This window comes from Priestia sp. MDV22-iso46, from assembly GCF_058629175.1.
The window spans coordinates 2,171,299-2,190,878 of the sequence record NZ_JBZVWT010000001.1 but is presented as its reverse complement, the minus strand read 5'-3'; the positions used below and the strand labels follow the sequence as shown (position 1 = coordinate 2,190,878).

19 protein-coding genes are annotated in these 19,580 nt (G+C 39.4%); 12 read left to right on the top strand and 7 right to left on the bottom strand.

The window, feature by feature from the left end; all coding sequences use genetic code 11:
* Positions 1 to 12: 12 nt before the first annotated feature.
* The 4 genes from aepX to AC4NPH_RS11080 are packed head-to-tail and all read left to right on the top strand — an operon-like array spanning position 13 to position 4,917.
* Positions 13 to 1,530, top strand: coding sequence for a phosphoenolpyruvate mutase (gene aepX, locus AC4NPH_RS11095; protein WP_013055492.1), 1,518 nt, complete (start codon positions 13 to 15; stop codon positions 1,528 to 1,530).
* Positions 1,523 to 2,653 carry a phosphonopyruvate decarboxylase gene (gene aepY / locus AC4NPH_RS11090; RefSeq protein ID WP_063670581.1) on the top strand — a complete coding sequence of 377 codons (1,131 nt, stop codon included), beginning with the start codon at positions 1,523 to 1,525 and terminating at the stop codon, positions 2,651 to 2,653. The genes aepX and aepY overlap by 8 nt, the downstream gene beginning before the upstream one ends.
* Positions 2,646 to 4,487 carry a 2-aminoethylphosphonate aminotransferase gene (locus tag AC4NPH_RS11085; RefSeq protein ID WP_097813381.1) on the top strand — a complete coding sequence of 614 codons (1,842 nt, stop codon included), beginning with the start codon at positions 2,646 to 2,648 and terminating at the stop codon, positions 4,485 to 4,487. The genes aepY and AC4NPH_RS11085 overlap by 8 nt, the downstream gene beginning before the upstream one ends.
* A gap of 7 nt (positions 4,488 to 4,494) precedes the next feature.
* Positions 4,495 to 4,917, top strand: a complete 423-nt coding sequence (locus AC4NPH_RS11080; RefSeq protein WP_013055495.1) for an NUDIX hydrolase — start codon at positions 4,495 to 4,497, stop codon at positions 4,915 to 4,917.
* A 111-nt stretch (positions 4,918 to 5,028) separates the two neighbouring features.
* Here AC4NPH_RS11080 and budA read toward each other — a convergent pair whose 3' ends face one another.
* The 6 genes from budA to AC4NPH_RS11050 form a co-directional block, all read right to left on the bottom strand.
* Positions 5,029 to 5,742, bottom strand: a complete 714-nt coding sequence (budA, locus tag AC4NPH_RS11075) for an acetolactate decarboxylase (RefSeq protein WP_013055496.1) — start codon at positions 5,740 to 5,742, stop codon at positions 5,029 to 5,031.
* 16 nt (positions 5,743 to 5,758) lie between these two features.
* Positions 5,759 to 7,438: an acetolactate synthase AlsS gene (gene alsS, locus AC4NPH_RS11070; RefSeq protein ID WP_082611872.1), complete on the bottom strand. Its 1,680-nt coding sequence runs from the start codon at positions 7,436 to 7,438 to the stop codon at positions 5,759 to 5,761.
* A 225-nt stretch (positions 7,439 to 7,663) separates the two neighbouring features.
* Positions 7,664 to 7,828 carry an aspartyl-phosphate phosphatase Spo0E family protein gene (locus AC4NPH_RS11065; RefSeq protein WP_078081481.1) on the bottom strand — a complete coding sequence of 55 codons (165 nt, stop codon included), beginning with the start codon at positions 7,826 to 7,828 and terminating at the stop codon, positions 7,664 to 7,666.
* A gap of 870 nt (positions 7,829 to 8,698) precedes the next feature.
* Positions 8,699 to 8,896, bottom strand: a complete 198-nt coding sequence (locus AC4NPH_RS11060; RefSeq protein WP_013055498.1) for a YwbE family protein — start codon at positions 8,894 to 8,896, stop codon at positions 8,699 to 8,701.
* Complete coding sequence (locus AC4NPH_RS11055) at positions 8,896 to 9,075, bottom strand: hypothetical protein (protein ID WP_013055499.1); 180 nt, start codon at positions 9,073 to 9,075, stop codon at positions 8,896 to 8,898. Before AC4NPH_RS11055 ends, AC4NPH_RS11060 begins: the two co-directional genes overlap by 1 nt.
* Positions 9,076 to 9,159: 84 nt before the next feature.
* Positions 9,160 to 9,528: a winged helix-turn-helix transcriptional regulator gene (locus AC4NPH_RS11050; protein ID WP_013055500.1), complete on the bottom strand. Its 369-nt coding sequence runs from the start codon at positions 9,526 to 9,528 to the stop codon at positions 9,160 to 9,162.
* A 329-nt stretch (positions 9,529 to 9,857) separates the two neighbouring features.
* Between AC4NPH_RS11050 and AC4NPH_RS11045 the strand changes: the two genes are divergently transcribed.
* The 8 genes from AC4NPH_RS11045 (at position 9,858) to AC4NPH_RS11010 (ending at position 18,601) form a co-directional block, all read left to right on the top strand.
* The gene (locus AC4NPH_RS11045) at positions 9,858 to 11,057 is read left to right on the top strand and encodes an MFS transporter (protein ID WP_014461498.1); all 1,200 of its coding nucleotides are present in this window, start codon (positions 9,858 to 9,860) and stop codon (positions 11,055 to 11,057) included.
* A 57-nt stretch (positions 11,058 to 11,114) separates the two neighbouring features.
* Positions 11,115 to 12,071, top strand: a complete 957-nt coding sequence (locus AC4NPH_RS11040; protein WP_013055502.1) for an LLM class oxidoreductase — start codon at positions 11,115 to 11,117, stop codon at positions 12,069 to 12,071.
* 432 nt (positions 12,072 to 12,503) lie between these two features.
* Positions 12,504 to 13,430, top strand: a complete 927-nt coding sequence (mdcH, locus tag AC4NPH_RS11035; RefSeq protein WP_053486855.1) for a malonate decarboxylase subunit epsilon — start codon at positions 12,504 to 12,506, stop codon at positions 13,428 to 13,430.
* Positions 13,431 to 13,467: 37 nt separating this feature from the next.
* Positions 13,468 to 15,120: a malonate decarboxylase subunit alpha gene (gene mdcA / locus AC4NPH_RS11030; protein ID WP_064471322.1), complete on the top strand. Its 1,653-nt coding sequence runs from the start codon at positions 13,468 to 13,470 to the stop codon at positions 15,118 to 15,120.
* Positions 15,121 to 15,125: 5 nt separating this feature from the next.
* The gene (locus AC4NPH_RS11025) at positions 15,126 to 15,992 is read left to right on the top strand and encodes a triphosphoribosyl-dephospho-CoA synthase (protein WP_029324813.1); all 867 of its coding nucleotides are present in this window, start codon (positions 15,126 to 15,128) and stop codon (positions 15,990 to 15,992) included.
* A gap of 23 nt (positions 15,993 to 16,015) precedes the next feature.
* The gene (locus AC4NPH_RS11020) at positions 16,016 to 16,318 is read left to right on the top strand and encodes a malonate decarboxylase subunit delta (protein ID WP_013055506.1); all 303 of its coding nucleotides are present in this window, start codon (positions 16,016 to 16,018) and stop codon (positions 16,316 to 16,318) included.
* Positions 16,305 to 18,005, top strand: a complete 1,701-nt coding sequence (mdcD, locus tag AC4NPH_RS11015; protein WP_053486857.1) for a biotin-independent malonate decarboxylase subunit beta — start codon at positions 16,305 to 16,307, stop codon at positions 18,003 to 18,005. The genes AC4NPH_RS11020 and mdcD overlap by 14 nt, the downstream gene beginning before the upstream one ends.
* Positions 17,993 to 18,601 carry a malonate decarboxylase holo-ACP synthase gene (locus AC4NPH_RS11010; protein WP_013055508.1) on the top strand — a complete coding sequence of 203 codons (609 nt, stop codon included), beginning with the start codon at positions 17,993 to 17,995 and terminating at the stop codon, positions 18,599 to 18,601. Before mdcD ends, AC4NPH_RS11010 begins: the two co-directional genes overlap by 13 nt.
* Before the next feature lie 39 nt (positions 18,602 to 18,640).
* Here the strand turns inward: AC4NPH_RS11010 and AC4NPH_RS11005 are convergent, their stop codons facing one another.
* On the bottom strand, positions 18,641 to 19,579 hold the full coding sequence (locus tag AC4NPH_RS11005; RefSeq protein ID WP_013055509.1) for a response regulator: 939 nt from the start codon (positions 19,577 to 19,579) through the stop codon (positions 18,641 to 18,643).
* Between the last annotated feature and the right edge of the window lies 1 nt (position 19,580).

The following is a 19,580-nucleotide window of genomic DNA, read 5'->3' as shown; positions in this document are numbered from 1 at the left end:
AGGAGGATAGACATGAAGAAGACTAAACAGCTAAGAGAGTTGATAGAAAGTAAACAGCTAGAGTTTATTATGGAGGCTCACAGTGCGCTATCTGCCAAGATTGTAGAAGAAGCAGGGTTCAAAGGGATATGGGCCAGCGGCCTGTCATTATCTGCAGCACTGGGTGTAAGAGATAATAACGAGGCTTCATGGACACAGGTGTTAGACATCTTAGAGTTTATGAGTGACGCAACGTCCGTTCCAATTCTTCTTGATGGTGATACAGGCTATGGGAACTTTAATAATGCAAGAAGATTAGTTAAGAAATTGGAGCAGCGAGACATTCCAGGCGTATGTATTGAAGATAAATTGTTTCCAAAAACAAACTCATTTATTAAAGGTGAAGCACAGCCGCTTGCAGATATTAATGAATTTTGCGGCAAAATTAAAGCAATGAAAGATAGCCAAAATGACGAAGATTTTGTAGTGGTATCGCGTGTAGAAGCTTTTATTGCAGGGTGGGGGCTGAAGGAAGCTTTAAAGCGTGCAGAAGCTTATCGCCAAGCAGGAACCGACGCCGTTTTGATTCATAGTAAAAGGTCAGATATGACAGAGATTGAAGCTTTTATGAAAGAGTGGGGAAACAGGCTTCCGGTTATTATTGTTCCAACCAAATATTATTCGGTTCCAACTGATAAATTTAGTGATTTAGGAATTAGCTTGAGCATTTGGGCCAACCATAACTTAAGATCTTCCATTACAGCTATGCAAAAAACGTCCGCTCAGATTTATTGCGATAAAAGTTTGATTAATGTAGAAAAAAATGTCTCTCCGCTTGAGGAAGTTTTCCGTCTTCAAAAAGCTGAAGAGCTCGATATGGCAGAGAAACTTTATTTAAGCTCTGCCAATCATAGCACGAACGCTATGATTCTGGTAAAAGAATCAGCAAATGAAGCTTTGATAACCGAGCAGATAAATCAGTTAAAAAAAGTCGGCGTGACAAATAGTATAAAAGCAGGTTCCAACAAAGCTATGGAAGATAAGGCGTTTCCTAATAAAGGAGAATTATATCATCTCTATGCTGCAAGAGATAAGCTAGGAACGGCTACTTTAATAAGCGATAGTAACATCGTATATAAAACACATGTTTTTGAGGAGTTAATTCATGAAAGTGGCGATATCACTATCGTAGCAGGAGCTGATTATGAGTTAAAAGGGAATCAAACATCTTATGTAACTGCTAAACTTCCCTATTCCAAGCAGCTGTATTCTAAAACAGTAGACTTGATTCAAATGTCGTGCAATCCAAACTCTAACAACATTCATGGTGAATTCATTGGTCTTTGGAAAGTTTCTGGAAAAGGCACTGAGGTTGTAAAAAAAGCTTTGGAAGAACTGGCACAAAGAAAAGATTTTGCTCAGCTCACGTTTTCTGATTTCTTTAATTATATTAATCTAATTCACCCAGTTGCTGTTAAATATACGATGGGGTCATGGATAGATACCGAAACGTATACAAAGATTCAAAAAGATGGTGGGAAAAATGATTAGTACGTCCGTATTTGGAACTCAATTAAAAAAACTAGGTTTTCAATTTTATAGCGGGGTTCCTTGTTCCTATCTTAAACATCTTATTAACTACGCTATCAACGAATGTGAATATGTTGCAGCAGCAAACGAAGGAGAAGCGGTAGCGATTGCTGCTGGGGCATCAATTGCTGGCAACAAAGCGGTTGTTTTAATGCAGAACTCCGGATTAGCAAATGCTGTTTCCCCTTTAACCTCTCTTATTCATCCGTTTAAAATTCCTGTCCTTGGATTTGTCAGTTTTCGCGGAGAACCTGGATGTCCAGATGAACCACAGCATGAATTAATGGGAGAAATTACTCCTGCCCTACTAAATACGATGAAAATAAAATGGGAATATTTATCTTTTGATTTTGCGGAAGTTAAAAAACAATTACAGCGGGCTAATCAAGCTGTGGAAAATAATGAAAGCTACTTCTTTATTGTAAAAAAAGGAACGTTTGAGCCAGTTAAGCTTTTAGAAAAATCAATAAAAAACGTTACTCCTAAAATGAAAAGTGAACAGATAACAACCGACGAGTTACCTTCAAGGTATGAGGCATTACAAGTAGTTAATTCATTAAAAGACAACGATACTATTCAATTGGCCGCTACAGGAAAAACAGGAAGAGAGCTTTACGAAATAGAAGACGCAAGAAATAATTTTTATATGGTTGGATCTATGGGGTGCGTTAGTTCCATTGGTTTAGGCTTAGCTTTGAGCAGAAATGAAAAGAACATCATTACAATTGATGGAGACGGAGCGTTGCTTATGCGCATGGGAAATCTAGCAACCAACGGATACTACTGTCCAGCAAATTTATTACACATTCTTTTAGACAATCAAACCCATGATTCTACAGGGGGACAACATACGGTCTCTCATAACATTAATTTTGTAGATATTGCTTCTTCCTGTGGGTATCAAAATTCCATTCATGTTCATAACTTACATGAGTTAGAGACGTATATCAAACAGTGGAAAAGTGATAAAAAATTAACGTTTTTATATCTTAAAATAGCGAAAGGATCTAAAAAGAACCTGGGGCGTCCTGAAATGAAGCCTTATGAAGTCAGAGAAAGACTGCAGGTGTTTTTAGATGATTAAAACAGCTGTTATTCTAGCTGCAGGGATGGGGAGCAGGATTCGTAAAAGAGCTGGAAACCGCCCTAAAGGTTTTTTGATGATTGATGAAAAATCGATTATTGAACATTCCATTTCGAAGTTAATAGAAGCAGGAGTCAAAACGATTTTTATTGGAACAGGTTATATGAAAGAAGAATATGAAAAGCTAATGGTTAGATATCCTCAAATAAAATGTGTTTATAATTCTAGATACGAAACAACAGGAAGTCTGTTTACGCTGTATCAATTTAAAAATTATATTAAAGAAGATTTTTTACTATTGGAATCGGATGTAATTTATGAAAAGAATGCGTTGGAAACATTAGTAAATCATTCGAGATCAGATGTCATACTAGCGAGTAAATTGAACGGTGCTGGCGATGAAGTTTATATTGAAGCTGATGAAGATAATAACCTTAAGAATATGTCAAAACAAAAAGAAGAGTTGAATAGTATCTATGCAGAACTAGTTGGTTTAACCAAACTCTCTTATGCTACATTTCAGAGACTTTGTGATGAAGCAAATACGCTGTTTCAGTTTAATCAAACGATCGATTATGAATATGGCCTCGTTAAAATTTCCGAAAAAGCAAATGTGTATGTTCATAAACTGGATAATTTGGCATGGTGTGAAGTGGATGATGAAGATCACTGGGCAAGAGCAACTACTATTGTTTATCCGATTATTAAAGCTCGAGAAGGTATTCCACATACAGTTAAGAGAAATATACTCCTAAACCCCGGACCGGCAACTACAACAGATACCGTCAAATATGCTCAAATAGTGGAGGACATTTGCCCGAGAGAAAAACAATTTGGAGAGATAATGGAATTTATCTCTGCTGAACTAACAAAATTTGTTGGGAATCCAGAGAAGTATACTACGGTATTATTCGGCGGATCTGGAACGGCGGCAGTGGAATCGATTTTAAGTTCAGTAATTGATAACGGTACGGTTGTTATTATCAATAATGGTCCATACGGTGAAAGAATGTGTAAAATCGCTGAAATTTATGGACTGAATTATTTAGAATATAAAAGCTCCGCCCAGCAGGCTATTGATATGAACGACTTAAAAATTTTTATAAAAAAGATTTCAACGAACGTTTCCTATCTGGCGCTTGTTCACTGTGAAACTTCCACGGGGCTTCTTAATGATATTGAACAAATTGGGGAATTTTGTGCAGTGAAAAATATCGAAATGATTGTGGATGCAATGAGTTCGTATGCAGCTGTTCCAATTGACATGCAAAAAATGAATATAAGCTATCTGGCCGCAAGTGCAAATAAGAACCTTCAAGGAATGGCAGGCGTGTCGTTTGTTATAGCAAATAAAGACCGTTTAGAAAAAACGGAGCAAATAAAGCCTCGTAACCTTTATCTTCATTTATATGATCAGTATCGATATTTCCAAATGAATAAACAAATGCGTTTTACTCCTCCTGTTCAGACTATGTACGCCTTAAAGCAGGCAATTATAGAAACTCAGTGGGAGGGAATTGAGAAACGATATGAACGCTACTCAAAATCATGGACTACTTTAACGGATGGAATTACTCGGCTTGGGTTAACCTATTTGGTTCCTGAAACACATCATTCTAAAATTATTACCTCTATCATCGAGCCTTCCAATAGAAAGTATAATTTTGATATTATGCATGATTTTTTTTATAAACAAGGATTCACCATTTATCCTGGTAAAATTGATAAATTAGAAACGTTTCGAATAGCAAATATTGGTGATATCACATATAGAGATATAGAAAGATTTCTTCACCTTCTTGAACAATATCTTAAAGCTTTAAAAGGAGAGTGAGAAAAAGTTGAATCAAAAATTAGCTGTAGCAGTTATGGTGGTAAATCAAGATCATCACGTGCTTCTAGTCAAGAACCATAGACGGGGATGGGAATTTCCAGGCGGTTTTGTTGAAGCAGGTGAATCAATAAAAGATGCGGGGATACGAGAAGTTAAAGAAGAATCTGGAATTGTTATTGAAGTGACCAACTTTCTAGGAGTAGAACAAGATGTTAAACGATCTACTACTGTTATTTTATTAAAGGGAAAAGCGATTAGCGGAAAAATTTCTGTCTCCAATGAAACGCAGGATGTGGGATATTTTACGTTAGAAGAAGCAAAAAATATAATTAAATTAGATAACTTTAAGGATCGAATGGCTAGATGTCTAAAAGAGACTGAAATACCATTTTTCTATGTTTTAAAAGACACGGGCTCCTTTTACGTATAGGCGGAAGGTTTCTGTGTTGTGCTAGAAATGAAGCCTGAACGCGATTAAATAAAAAACGCTCATCGTCATGCGTGACGATGAGCGTTTTTTTATCAGTAAAAGTATGGTTGTTTATTCAGCCGTGGCAATTTCTTCTTCTACATCATGGTCTTCTAAATTAGCACTTAAAAATTCACTTGTTTCCGATAAATTGAGATTTAATTTCGTTTTTTTGCAGATTTGAATTGTAACATCCTGAACGGAGACATCTAAAACATGCCCCCCTTCTTTTTTATATTCATCAATAAAGTGCAGGTGGTAGCCGGGAACACCGATGCCTGAAGAATATTCTGGCGTGTAAAAACCTGCTAGTGTTCCATTTACATCTGAAGATGTAAATGTAGGCTGATCAGCAGCCGCATCTACCATAGAAGGATAGGGCTTTTCTTGCTTTGCAACCGTGCGAGTTTTTACTTCTTTAAACTTGCCGTCAATGCGAACTGCATAGAATAAATTGGGGCTAGGAATAAGTTCGTTCATTAAGGTTTCTAGTTGTTCACGATTCATTTCCTTTTCTACACGATAAGAGATATCTTCATAAAAGGTTGTCATAATGGCAAAAGGTGTTTTTGCATCTTCACTAATAGGTGCGGCTTTACCATCAGCAATATGATAAAATTCTCCGTCAAAGGCAATCATTTCACCATCCAATTGATTAAACGTACCAATGCCGAAATCCCCTTTCTTAGCTAAATCCTTGTATGTGACAACACCGTCAAATACTCCGTCTAATAAAGCGATCATAGTGGAAGTTTGGTGAATCGTTAATTTTTCTTTATTGCTCATTCTTTACTCAGTCCTTTCAGTTAATTTGATCTGGCAGTAGCTGTGTATTTAATTTTTCATTATCTTTATAATCTACAGGAACATCGATGATAACGGGGCCCTGTTCACGAAAAGCGCTTGCTAGAGTGTCCGAAAATTCTTCTGGTGAGTTAACTCTAAATCCTTTGGCACCAAAACTTTCAGCAAGCGTAACAAAGTCTACACTGCCAAACTCTACTGCAGATTTTCGGCCATATTTAATCTGCTGTTGAAAGCCAACCATATCGTAGGTTTGATCGTTCCAGATAATGTGAACAATTGGTAAGTTTAACCGAACGGCTGTCTCGAGCTCCATAGCTGAAAATAAAAACCCGCCGTCTCCAGACATGGACAGAACTTTTTTATGGGGGCGAACGAGTGCAGCTGAAATAGCCCAAGGCAAAGCAACACCTAGTGTCTGCATGCCGTTGCTGAATAGTAAATGCTGAGGTTCATAGGAACGAAAATAACGAGCCATCCATATGTAATGCGAACCAACGTCACATGTGATGGTAGTATCATCTTCAACAAAGTTCTGCAGAGCTTCAATTAATTGTAGGGGATGAAGGTGAGTGTCATTAGAAAACTCGTACTGATCGTCAGGTTGTTCAAGTTTGCTTTTTAGCGTTTTTAAAAAAGAAGCACTTTCTTTTGAACGTATTAAATGTGGGAGTTTATCCGCTAATATGTCAATTGTGCTTGGAATATCCCCTACTAACTCAATTTCCGGCTGATAATGGTGGTCAGCTTGTGCTTGTAAATCATCTAAATGAATAATGCTTCTTTGACTTTCTGAGTTCCAAAGAGAAGGAGGGTATTCAACTGGGTCATATCCGATTGTTAAGACGACGTCAGCATGCTTCAATAACACGTCTCCAGGCTGATTGCGAAAAAGACCTACTCGCCCAAAAAAGTGAGTTTCAAGCTCTCGTGAAACAGCTCCCGCACCTTGGAACGTTTCCACCACAGGAAGGTCATGTTCTGCTATAAGCTGACGGATTGATTCCACTGCTTTAGATTTACTTGCTCTCATACCTAAAAGTAAAACAGGTAGTTTTGCTGTGCGAATAGTGTGTATAGCTTGGGCAACAGCGTCTAAATTAGCAGCGCCAATCGTAGGAGCTTTTAAAACGGATAGAGTGGAAGCTGATGTTTCGTTATCCATTACATCCTGCGGCAAGCTGACAAAAGATGCTCCTGAAGGAGAAGAAACAGCTTCGCGAAAGGCGTCTGTTATCACTTCTGGAACGTTTGCAGCGTCTTCTACCTCAACGCTGAATTTGGCGATAGATTTAAATAGTCCTTCATTATCCATTGATTGATGCGTCTTTTTTAATCGATCTGCTCTTGGAACGGCTCCTGCTAGGGCTACCACTGGATCACCTTCAGAAGTAGCAGTGACAAGGCCAGTGGCTAAGTTAGCGGCACCTGGACCTGATGTGACAAGGCAAACGCCCGGCGTACCTGTCAGTCTTCCCATAGCAGCTGCCATAAACGCAGCATTTTGTTCATGGCGGCAAACAATTACTTCTGGTCCTTTTTCTTTCAAAACATCAAATACGCCATCAATTTTGGCTCCTGGAATGCCAAAAATATAAGGCACATTCTGACTTGCCAAACTTTCTACTAGTAAGTCGGCGCCTTTTTTTGTTTCGGTAGTATCAGCATTACTCATCATGCACTCTCTCCTTTATATTTCTTAGATAGGTTTTAAGGCCTACTGATTGGATACCCAATTTGTATGACAACTAACCTAAGGAAAGGAGAAGGTTTTAATTTTCTAAATAAAAAACTTCCCTATTAATTAGGGAAGCAGAGATATACCTATTGCGAATAAAACATATCTGTTTTATTTGTAGTTTATGGTACTTGAGGGATAGCAAGTGAAAGTCCTACGCGGCTCTTATTTGGTACGGTTAAAGAGCTTTTGGTAACTAACAATTTTTTGATCTAGCTTTTGACTTAATTTTAAAATCTCACCGTGAGAATAGCTGCTTGTTTTTTTAGCTAATTGGTAAATATCTGATTGTAAGGCTCGAATTTCTTTTTCTAACTGAGGTTGCTTCATTGAAATCCTCTCCAAGTCAGAATACTTCTATCTTCTATGTTGTATCTTTTATCTAATAGTATGAAATTCCTTCATATTTGTAAAATGTTTTTTGTTTTGAAAAATATGACATAGGTGAAGAGCTGCTGACAAGCTTTGTCGAACACTTTTTTTACCTGTTGTCAACAAGTATGATATACTGAGGCTAGGAAAAATGACAATCTGGAGCGCACGTTCAGTTATTCTTAACAAGCGAATGAATTCTTAGCTTTGACAAGTTTAGCTTGTAAGGTGAAGAAATTCATCACATAATCTTATTAGATCTGAACCTTGTTAGCCCGGATGAGGATTTGTCGAAAACGATTCACTAGAAAAAACCTTCGAGACCGCCAACTCGGAGGTTTTTTTATTTTTGTGTATGGGAAGTGAAAAAAAGACATAGGCTAATAAAGAAAAAGGTCTCGCACCCATAATCGGTCGTAGTTGATTACACCTTGTCCATTTCTGCAAGGAAGCTGTCTTTTTACTATAGGGAAGTGCCGCCAAACACCATTCCCTAAAGACAATCAGTACACGAGCCTTATGGATGAAGAACCTTTTAGACGATACTTATCGGTGATTACTTATTTTACTACTGGAAAAATAGCAAAATAAGAGCGACTATGGCTCCTAAAAGCTCTACGTAAGCCGTTAGGAGCTGAACATTCTCAGCATCTAGGAAAAATGACTTGAGGATTCGTCTCAGACTATCCACCACCTTTTTCTTCCTTGCGTGAATTCCCAAGGGAAAGAAAGGGGACGACAGTGCTTCTTTATTTTAACAAAAGTAGGAAATGATAAGTAGATTTATTTGAAGTGTAAATTAAAAAAGCATGTAGAATACATGCTTTTTTAATTTGGATAAATTTCTTTTATGCGTCCGACTTGTCCATCTGTTAAACGGACTTTGATGCCGTGTGGGTGAAAGCTTGAATTGGTCAGAATGTCTTTGACCGTTCCGTGTGTAAGTTTTCCAGAACGCTGATCTGCTTTTAAAACAATGTCGACTTCAATTCCAGGAGCTACGTCTTTTCTATTTTGTCCGTTCATTATACACCTGTTCTCTTTCGCTGATTATTCGTTTTTTTTGTTTGTTGACTCGTCAGCTTTTTGGTTGCTTGATTGGTGCTGCTATTTTGAGCTTTACTTGAAGATTGATTTTTCTTATTAGCAAGCTGCTGTTTGATAGCATCTTGAAGACTAATTTTCTTTTTAAGTTGTTCTGTCATATGGGTTCCTCCTGAATATATACATCATCTGAAAAAACAAAGAAAGTAAGGGAATGAAAAAGCTGACTAGATAGTCAGCTTTTTTTAATTAGAAACAGTGACTTCTTCTACAGGCTGCATAAGTACAGCTTCTTTATCAGGATACGTTTTTTCAATATGATGTTCTCCCCAAGAGCATAATGAATCAAGAATGCTTTTTAAAGACCATCCGTAATCTGTTAAAGAGTATTCTACTCGAGGCGGCATTTCATTGTACATTTTTCTAACAATGATGCCGTCTGCTTCAAGTTCGCGAAGCTGCTGCGTTAATACTTTTTGCGTAACGCGCGGCATAATTCTTTTTAATTCTCCAGGGCGCTTTGTCCCTTTAATTAAGTGGCAAAGAATAACGACTTTCCACTTGCCTCCAATGACTTCTAGTGCCGCTTCCACTGGAATATTATATTTTTTCACGTTAACAACTCTCCTTGTTCTAGAGATAACGGTCAAATGCATGTTTTCGCATTTTTTCTGATGTTTATCATATCACTATAGAGCAAAATTTTCTAGGTGTAAGCATTTTTTTAGAATACCCAATAGTTCATGACTTTAGTATTTACGCTTATTGTAACCTCCAGGTGCCTATATCACTTGAAAGTGCGTACTTTTTCTTTGGTTTTACATCGCTCATAATAACAATTGTTGATGGCGAGTTAGCGAATATATGAAAGGTACCTAAGCTAATCAGCCGTAAGAGAAGCTATTATGAAGAAGTTATCATAACGAACAGGAGGCGTTAAGAAGTGAACACACTTTCACAAACACAACAAAGTAAAAAAAGCGGTGCTTTGCCGCTATTAGCGCTAGCTATTAGCGCCTTTGGAATCGGGACTACAGAGTTTGTTCCAGTAGGTTTATTATCATCGCTTGCAGATGATTTAAATATTTCCATTACACTAGCAGGATTATTAATTTCAGGATACGCAATGGGAGTTGCATTTGGAGCTCCCGTATTAACAGCTTTAACAAGTAAAATGAGCAGAAAATCACTGTTGATGCTATTGATGGTTATTTTTATCGTAGGAAACTCAGTAGCAGCTTTATCAACAAGCTTTGGGCTGTTGCTTATAGCACGAATTATTACTGCATTTTCACACGGGATTTTCTTTTCCATCGGTGCGACTATCGCTGCTGATTTGGTGCCGGAAGATAAGCGAGCAAGTGCCATTGCTTTAATGTTTACAGGTTTGACAGTTGCAACTGTTACAGGTGTTCCGCTTGGTACATTTATCGGACAAGCTTTCGGCTGGAGAGCAACATTTTGGGGAGTAGCGTTACTTGGGGTTATTGCCATTATTGCAAGTGCTCTTTTAGTGCCTAAAAACTTAAAGGAAGCGCCGCCAGCAAAGTTTAGTGATCAATTGAAAATTTTGAAAAACGGGCCGCTTTTACTATCGTTTGCTATTACCGCCTTAGGATATGGCGGAACGTTTGTAGCTTATACGTATTTAGCACCTATTCTTGAAAAACTAACAGGATACGCACCAAGTGCCGTTAGTATCTTGCTACTGGTATACGGTGTAGCAGTAGCCATCGGAAATACGATCGGAGGAAAAGCTGCGAATAAAAACCCGTTAAAAGCATTATTTTGGATGTTTTTAATTCAAGCAGTTATCTTAGTTATTTTATCGTTTACTGCATCGTTTAAAGTAGCGGGAACAATTACGATTTTTGCCATGGGCCTATTGGCATTTATGAACGTACCTGGACTGCAAGTACTGGTTGTGAACTTAGCTGAAAAGTATGTCCCTTCAGCAGTGAACGTAGCCTCTGCGCTTAATATTGCTGCATTTAACGTTGGAATTGCTATTGGTTCTTTTGTAGGCGGCCTGATTGTTGATTCGATTGGTCTTGTTCATACTCCTTGGATTGGGGGAGTTATGGTTTTAGGAGCGGTCTTATTAACAGCATGGAGCCGCTCAATAGAAGCAAAAGCAAAATAAAACAAGAGATCATCGCCTTTTGCGATGATCTCTTAGCTATAAAAGGAGAGGAAGCAAATGACTACATTTCAACATCATAAGGCATATCGTCGTATGTACAAGAAGAATGAGTTAACGTTAGGTTTGCATATGCCACTTGAAAATTATCAATATGCCACGCCTACGATGGAGAAACAAGTAGAGCTCACGCAGCTTGCAGAACAATATGGATTTACAAGCTTATGGTTCCGCGATGTCCTTCTTCAAGATCCATCATTTGGCGATCCAGCCACGGGTCAAATTTATGATATGCTTATTTATTTGACTTATCTGGCCAGTCAAACAAAAGAAATTGCTCTTAGTACAGCTGCTATTGTGCTGCCTTTGCGCCATCCGCTTCGCGTAGCTAAAGAAATGGCAACCATTGATCAGCTTTTTCCTGAGCGTTTGATTATGGGCGTATCTTCTGGAGACCGTCAAGCAGATTTTCGAGGGTTAGGTATTCCTCATGAAGAAAGAGGAAAGCGATTTGCAGAAGCTTTTCATTATTTAGAAGAAGCGTTAAATAAAGAATTTCCATCTATCCAGTCTGCTTTGGGATCCATTCAAGGAGCAAATGTCGTTCCTAAGCCAACGAAACGTATTCCAACGATGATCACGGGATACAGTCAGCAAAATATGGAGTGGTTTGCACAGTATGGAGACGGCTGGATGTATTATCCTCGTCACCCCCATTTTCAAGCAGAAGCTATTACACAATGGAGGAAACTGGTTGACATCTATCATCCAGGCGTTTTTAAACCTTTTACACAACCTATGCATCTAGATTTGGCAGAAGATCCAAATGAAATGCCAACGCCTATTCGTTTAGGATTTCGAGCAGGGCGCAATGCATTAGTTGAGCTTCTTTCTATTTATAAAGAAATAGGAGTTAATCACCTGTTTTTTGCTCTTTTTGATAGTAAGCGTCCGGCTGAGGAAGTCATACATGAGCTTGGTGAAGAAGTGCTTCCGCATTTTCCGTCTCATATGTAGCAAAAAGAGGCTGGGACAAAAGTAGTTTAGTTAAAGGGAAATCCGAACGATGAATCGAGATTCTTAATGGAGAATCTAACTCGTTCGGATTTTTTTATTGGTAGGATGAACGTAGCATTTATGTATGTAGTTGCTTCTAGCGGTTGATTGGAAGACAAGACGAAGACTCTGGGGGGCTCGCGGGCCGCCCGCGGAAAGCGAAGTCTTGCACGGAAGTCAACCGTGATGGAACAAGCGACCCATATGAGCTCCTTTATCCAATTAGTTCGTCTTTAGATTCCATTGATTTCGTTATGTCTCAATCCCTTTTTATATAGATTTCAAGTTATAGGATATATAAGAAATATGTATTAGAGTTATTGATCCTATGTTCTTTATAATAAAATTATCCATTATCTCCTTGGATGATATAAAGTCGAAAGGAGAAACACGATGAGTGTTGCATTTCTATTTCCAGGACAAGGCGCACAATACGCTGGTATGCTTCATGATATAAAAAATAAATGGGGATTATCCCCTACGTTTGAAGAAGCAAGTGAGGTTTTAAATCAAGACGTATTATCATTAGATTCGTCAGAAAAATTAAAATGTAATAAAAATGTTCAGATATGTCTTTTTATTGCAGGAGTGGCTACGGTTAGGTCGTTTAAAAACAAAGGATACTCGCCAGACGTGGTAGGAGGGCATTCTATAGGGGCGTTTGGAGCAGCAGTTGCATCTGAAGTGTTATCTTTTAAAGAAGCTCTTCTTCTTGTGAAAAAAAGAGGGGAACTGATGGAAAATGCTTATCCTGATGGTTATGGTATGGGGGTTGTGATGGGACTGCGTGAACATCAGATTCTCTCTATTGTACATGAACTATCAACTGATGCAGCTCCTGTGTACGTAGCGAATCTAAATTCTCCTGATCAAATAACGATTTCTGGCACCCTAAAAGCAATTGAGAAAGTTCTTGAAAAAGCATCTAAAAAAGGGGCTAGAAAAACTAAAATGCTTCATGTAACGGTGCCTTCTCACTGTCCTCTTATGGAAGGAGTTTCGAGTGAATTACGAAAAACCATAACGGAAGTGAAAGGAAAGGACCCGGCCGTTCCTTTTATAGGTAATTGTAAAGCTCGGAAATTATGGAAAGCTGCTGATATTAAGGAAGATTTGGCAGCGAGTGTTGCCCTGCCCGTCCGTTGGCATGATACGACGGAAGTTATGTATGAAATGGGCACAAGATTATATATTGAAATGGCTCCAGGAAGAGTGCTAACGGATTTGGCTGCTAAGAGTTTCCCTGAAGCAAGGGCTATTTCGGCAGCCGAATCTACGATGAAAACTTTGCTGATTTTAATGGAAAAAGAAAAAATGTAAGCGTATTAATTTAGAAGTGTCAGAAAGGAGATAGAACATGAGTGGCATAAAAAAAACTTCAAAATCATGGACAACTCGCCGAGATCAAAAAGCAGTTCGCCTTGCGAAAATAGACCATCTTCTTAAAGGAAAGTTATTGGGTAATGCACACATTATTGAAGCGTTAGAATTGCTTATATCACCCGGAGATAAAGTAGTGCTTGAAGGAGACAATCAAAAGCAAGCATCTTTTTTATCAAAGGCGCTGAATGAAGTAAGCGCTGATAAAATAAACGGCCTTCATATGATTATGTCTAGTATTTCACGTCCGGAACATCTCGACATATTTGAAAAAGGAATTGCTGAAAAAATTGATTTTTCGTACGCCGGTGCTCAAAGCCTTCGCGTGTCTCAAATGATTGAAGATGAGACGTTGAAAATGGGAGAAATTCATACATATCTAGAGCTTTACGGACGCCTTTTCATTGATTTAATTCCGAACATTGCCTTAGTGGCTGCTGACAAAGCGGATGCACAAGGTAATTTATATACAGGAGCAAATACGGAAGAAACACCAACCATTATCGAAGCAACCGCGTTTAAGGATGGAATTGTTATTGTGCAGGTAAATGAACTTGTTGAAGAACTTCCGCGAGTTGATATTCCGGCTTCTTGGATTGATTGTATCGTCGTGGCGGATCAGCCTTATCAATTGGAAGCTTTATTTACGCGAGATCCTCGTCATATTACAGAACTCCAAATTTTAATGGCTATGATGACGATTCGAGGTATCTATGAGCGCCACAGCGTACAATCATTAAATCATGGCATTGGCTTTAATACCGCTGCAATTGAGCTTTTGCTGCCTACTTATGGAGAAAAGTTAGGACTGAAAGGTAAAATATGCAAGCACTGGGCTCTGAATCCTCACCCCACGTTAATTCCGGCTATTGAAAGCGGATGGATTGAGAGCGTGCACTGCTTTGGCGGAGAAGTAGGAATGGAACAATACACAGCAGCGCGTCCAGATGTGTTTTTTACAGGACGCGACGGCAGCCTGCGCTCAAACCGTGCGATGTGTCAAGTGGCTGGTCAATATGCGGTAGATGCTTTTGTAGGATCAACTTTGCAAATAGATGGAGAAGGAAATTCTTCTACCGTCACATCAGGACGTTTGTCAGGGTTTGGCGGAGCGCCTAATATGGGGCATGACCCTAGAGGCCGCCGACATTCTACGCCTGCTTGGCTGGATATGATAAACGAGCAGCACGAACTAGCAAGAGGCAGAAAGCTAGTTGTTCAAATGGTTGAAACCTTTCAATCAGGAAATGAGCCTGTTTTTGTGGAGTCTTTGGATGCGATAAAGGTAGCAAAACAAGCAGGCTTAGCTACTGCTCCTGTCATGATTTACGGGGATGATGTGACGCATGTTGTGACGGAAGAAGGAATTGCTTATTTATATAAAGCACAAAGCTTGGACGAAAGAAAAGCAGCGCTTGAAGCAGTAGCAGGGGTAACACCTATAGGCCTGCGACATAACCAAAATAAAGTGGAAAAGATGCGCAGAGATGGCCTGGTGGCTTTTCCCGAAGATTTACAGATTCGCCGTACAGAAGCAAAGCGTTCATTATTGGCAGCAAGAAGTGTCGAAGATTTAGTAGAATGGTCGGATGGCTTGTATAATCCGCCTGCTAAATTTAGGAACTGGTAAGGAATATGCGTATTCAAAGTATTCAAGAAGAGCCAAGACCAGCTGTGTTTTACTCATGTCTAATAGCTAAAATGGCAGTTACCGCTCTGGTTGATGAAGCGGTGCTTACACCTAAGCCTGGGCTTGTGGATGCAGCAACAACTGGATCTCATCAAGATATGAATATTGAGACGCTGTTAACTTCTGCTTATGCTTTACAGCCGACCTTTTTACAGATTGCATTATATAGTCAAGGAAAGCAGCCAAGTCAGATGCTAAGGGAAGAAATTGCTCGAATTGGACGCGAGGGCGAACAAATTATGTACGCGGCTACGGATGGTGTTAATACACACAAAGGAGCCATTTGGGCATTAGGCCTACTTGCGTCTGCAACAGCGGTTTGCGGCATTCAAGCATCACCTGCATCCATCACAGAAGCTGCAGGACAAATTGCTCGTTATGCAGATCGTTTTTGTCCTCTGCATTCATCTAATGGACTTCGTGTGAAAAAGCAGTATGGCGCAAAAGGGGCAACTGGAGAGGCGAAGCAAGGATTTCCTCACGTAATTCATATAGGCTTGCCTGCTTTACATAAAGCTCGCAAGCTAGGCATACATGAAACATCAGCAAGGATTGATACTTTAGTAACACTAATCGCCAACCTTGATGATACGTGTATTTTGCATCGTGCTGGTCCGGTTGTGTTAGAGGAGGTTAAAATGGCGGCATCCAATGTGTTAGAAGCTGGAGGGGTATCTACATCAATGGGAAAACAGCGGCTAGAAGCGTTAGATCATATACTTCTATCATCTAACGCTTCTCCAGGCGGAAGTGCAGATTTGCTGGCTGCTGTATTATTTTTAGATCGAATATCTCTTTTTAAAGAATCGTAAACGTCTGCAGGGAGGAGTGGCTAATGGAAACGTTAGTGTTTAAATATAAAGCCGATCGAAAGTTAACTCAGCGCGCACATGTAGGTGTTGTTGGTTCAGGGGATTTAGAAATTTTAATGGTTCCTTCTGATGAAGAACATGCTCACGTATCAGTACGAACAGGAAGTGAAGGGTTTAGCGAAACCTGGAAAGCCGTATTAGACCGGTTCTTTAGTGTTCATACCATTCAAGCGAAAATTGTAATTAATGATTTTGGTGCTACGCCTGGTGTAGTCGCCTTGCGTCTTGCACAAGCTTTGGAGGTGAGTGAAAATGGGAGTGAATAATCAAAGCTTTATTGAGTTAAATGGAAGAGAACGAGCGCAGGCAATCTTAGATCAAGGAACATTCTTTGAGCTGCTTGGGCCCTTTGACGGAATTGAATCGCCTCATTTACCTAAGCAAAATATTGTTCCTCAAAGCGATGATGGTGTCATTATAGCAGGTGGGCTGATAGCAGGAGAGCCAGCCGTTGTCATTTCAATAGAAGGAGGGTTTCAAGGGGGAGGCATTGGTGAAGTATCGGGAGCTAAAATTGCAGGAGCTTTAGAACTAGCCCTTAATAATCACAAAAAAGGTATTCCTGTTAGACCTGTTTTTCTATTCGATACAGGAGGGGTAAGGCTCCAAGAAGCGAATTATGGACTTTTGTCGATATCTGAAATTGGCTCAGCTGTGGTTGCTTTGCGTGAGCATACATCTGTTGTCGGAGTTATTTCAGGAAATGTAGGCTGCTTTGGAGGAATGTCCATCACTGCTTCACTCTTTAGTTATCTCATTATGACAAAAGAAGCAAGGTTTGGCCTTAACGGCCCTGAAGTGATCGAACAAGAAGCAGGGGTTGAAGAGTTTGATGCAAGAGACCGAAGCTTAATCTGGAAAACGATTGGCGGTATTCAACGCTATGAAACCGGGTTTGCAGATGCCTTAGCACAGGATGATGTCACTGCTATTCAACGAGCGGTTCAAGAAACGTTTCAGAAGAAAGAAAAAGTAACTAGTAAAACAGAACAAGTAGATTTTTACAGACATTTGCTTAGTAAGGTTGATCCTTCAGAAAAACTGGCTTCTGATCAGTTTCAAGAATTGTATAAAGCAACAAAAAATGAACCTATCCCTTCAACAGTCTCTTACTCGCTAAATGAAGTTCCAGGTAACATGCCCAACAGCCGCGGTCGCGTGTGGATCAACGCCTTAATAAATGATGAAGAAGCAGATTTTGAAATTCCTTCCGTTCTTTATAAAGACGCATTGCTAGGAAGAGAAAAGGTCCGATATATCTCCGTTGTACCTAATCCTTATAATCGTTTCTTACGTGCACGGAAAGGGGAAGTAGGACTAGATGAAGGCTGGGCAATTGCCAAGCACGTTCGTGAAGTAATAAAAGAAGATCGAAATCAATCTCCGCGCCCTATAATCGCCATTGTGGACGTACCGAGTCAAGCGTATGGCTATCATGAAGAACTTCTAGGTATTCACTATGCTTGCGGTGCTGCGGCTGATGCTTATGCAGCAGCGCGCTTAGCAGGTCATCCGGTTATTACGTTAATTGTCGGAAAAGCAATTTCAGGAGCATTTCTGGCTCATGGATACCAATCAAATCGAATTGTGGCTTTAAAAGACGAAGGAGTGAATGTTCACGCCATGTCCAAACAGTCAGCAGCGCGCATTACTAAAAGAAGTATAAAAGAACTTGAAGAAGCTTCAAAGAAAGTCCCGTCCATGGCTTATGATATTGAATCATTTGCCTCACTTGGCGCTTTATATGAGCTGGTTAGCGGTATTCAAGCAGAGCAGCCCACAGATCGCGACGTTCAAACGATTCAAGATATTTTGACTGGAGCGGTAGAAAATGTACGCCGTGAAGGTGTGTACGATTTAAGCAGCCGGCTATACAGTGAGCAAGCAAGGAAGGAAGGGCGTAAAGCTTCTTTAGTAGTAAGAGGTGAGTTGGAAAGACAATGGAATATATAGCTCATGATTTGCTTCAGTTAAAAGAGGAAGCAAAGCTTATCAGTTATACACCTATCCCCGAGTGGGTGGAGCATTCTTTAGCGAAGGCTCCGTTTGTAGTTGTAAGGCGGGCTGTTCACCGAGATAGCCTGATACCTGTTGGAGTAAGAGGAGAAAGAAGAAATCAGCGTTTTGGAGCATTTGTATCTGAGCAGGCCGTTAAACAAAGAATTAGGCCGGAAGATCTCGTTTCTATTTTTCAAAACGGGCACTTTAGAAACATGCCAGCCATAGGTGCTTTAAAAGAAGTCGCTATTATTTTAAAAGATTTTGCGTGGGGACCAACCGGCAGTGTGGGATTCGAATTTGCAAGTGGTGCCGAAGTTATTACAACAACTAGTGATTTGGATATACTTATTCGCCTTTCTTCTTATTTGTCGGTGGAACAAGCGCAACTGATAGTTAATCAGTTAAAAGAGTGTCCAGTTTCTGTAGATGTACAGGTAGAAACAGAAAAAGGAGCATTTTCTCTGGTGGAATATGCAAGGGGAGAAAAGACGCTGCTTCTGCGTACTGTATATGGACCTTCCTTAGTAAAACTGAATCAATTAGTATAAAAGACGGAAGAGGTATTTGCACCTTTTCCGTCTTTTCTGTCAATACCAGCTTTTTTCCTTGCTTAACAAGCGCTTTGCTTCAAAAAAGAATATTTGAATAAATTTTTTGGTGTTAATGCGAATCGGCAAAATTTTAGAATCTCCCTGTAATTCTTTCATTTTTTTACGAACAGCTGTAAAGTCAAAAAACTTAGAAGCATAATTTTCAAATTTCGGATTTGAAAAGTCTGTTAATCCAATAGAAGCAAAGTGATTTAGTGAGTGAGTAACTGCTCGTCTTATTCGCTGTTCACAGGCTTTGGTTTCGCGATTAATTTCAATGGAAGACGCGTGAGCTCCTAATTTTTTCTCAGCCACATTCACAAAAATATTTTTTAGAGAAGGGAAATGTTTTTCCACACTTTCTCTTTGGTCATAAGTGTACAGAAACTGTAAAATATCCAGTAAATCTTTTGCACCATTTTCTCCTACAATACCTAACTCGGCTAATAAGAATTTACCTACATCGTATAGATGGGCTTGTTTCGTTACCGGCTGACTTGAAGGGAGGGGGTGATGAGCTGTCGCTAAACTATTCAAGGAGGTTTTAATATCATCGATTGATTTCTCAAGGGAGATTCGTTCCATTACTTTTCGAATAACCGTTAAAATTTCAATTCGGTTAATTGGTTTTGTAATATAGTATTCAATTCCTAATGAGTAGGCCTCTCCTATCAATTCTTTGGACTCTACCTGTGAAATCATAATCATTTTTCCTTTAAATGAATCTTTTAAATGACGGATCGTTTCGATTCCGTCCCGTCCTGGCATAAGTAAATCGATAAATAAAATATCAATTTGTTTTAAATTTAACGTAGAGGCATCTAAAAAGCTTCCGTCGACGACTTCTTCTACAACTTCTCCTAAATCCTCATCTTCAATCAGCTGACTGAGCGTTGAACGAATAGCTGAATCGTCATCTGTAATACAAAATCGCATA

Bases quoted from the DNA above. Each gene is read 5' to 3' on its own strand.
- AC4NPH_RS11025 (WP_029324813.1), top strand. From the start codon at position 15,126: ATGCGTATTCAAAGTATTCAAGAAGAGCCAAGACCAGCTGTGTTTTAC.
- mdcH (WP_053486855.1), top strand. From the start codon at position 12,504: ATGAGTGTTGCATTTCTATTTCCAGGACAAGGCGCACAATACGCTGGT.
- AC4NPH_RS11085 (WP_097813381.1), top strand. From the start codon at position 2,646: ATGATTAAAACAGCTGTTATTCTAGCTGCAGGGATGGGGAGCAGGATT.
- AC4NPH_RS11020 (WP_013055506.1), top strand. From the start codon at position 16,016: ATGGAAACGTTAGTGTTTAAATATAAAGCCGATCGAAAGTTAACTCAG.
- aepX (WP_013055492.1), top strand. From the start codon at position 13: ATGAAGAAGACTAAACAGCTAAGAGAGTTGATAGAAAGTAAACAGCTA.
- AC4NPH_RS11055 (WP_013055499.1), bottom strand. From the start codon at position 9,075: ATGACAGAACAACTTAAAAAGAAAATTAGTCTTCAAGATGCTATCAAA.
- AC4NPH_RS11005 (WP_013055509.1), bottom strand. From the start codon at position 19,579: ATGCGATTTTGTATTACAGATGACGATTCAGCTATTCGTTCAACGCTC.
- AC4NPH_RS11040 (WP_013055502.1), top strand. From the start codon at position 11,115: ATGACTACATTTCAACATCATAAGGCATATCGTCGTATGTACAAGAAG.
- AC4NPH_RS11010 (WP_013055508.1), top strand. From the start codon at position 17,993: ATGGAATATATAGCTCATGATTTGCTTCAGTTAAAAGAGGAAGCAAAG.
- mdcD (WP_053486857.1), top strand. From the start codon at position 16,305: ATGGGAGTGAATAATCAAAGCTTTATTGAGTTAAATGGAAGAGAACGA.
- budA (WP_013055496.1), bottom strand. From the start codon at position 5,742: ATGAGCAATAAAGAAAAATTAACGATTCACCAAACTTCCACTATGATC.
- AC4NPH_RS11065 (WP_078081481.1), bottom strand. From the start codon at position 7,828: ATGAAGCAACCTCAGTTAGAAAAAGAAATTCGAGCCTTACAATCAGAT.
- aepY (WP_063670581.1), top strand. From the start codon at position 1,523: ATGATTAGTACGTCCGTATTTGGAACTCAATTAAAAAAACTAGGTTTT.
- alsS (WP_082611872.1), bottom strand. From the start codon at position 7,438: ATGATGAGTAATGCTGATACTACCGAAACAAAAAAAGGCGCCGACTTA.
- AC4NPH_RS11060 (WP_013055498.1), bottom strand. From the start codon at position 8,896: ATGAACGGACAAAATAGAAAAGACGTAGCTCCTGGAATTGAAGTCGAC.
- mdcA (WP_064471322.1), top strand. From the start codon at position 13,468: ATGAGTGGCATAAAAAAAACTTCAAAATCATGGACAACTCGCCGAGAT.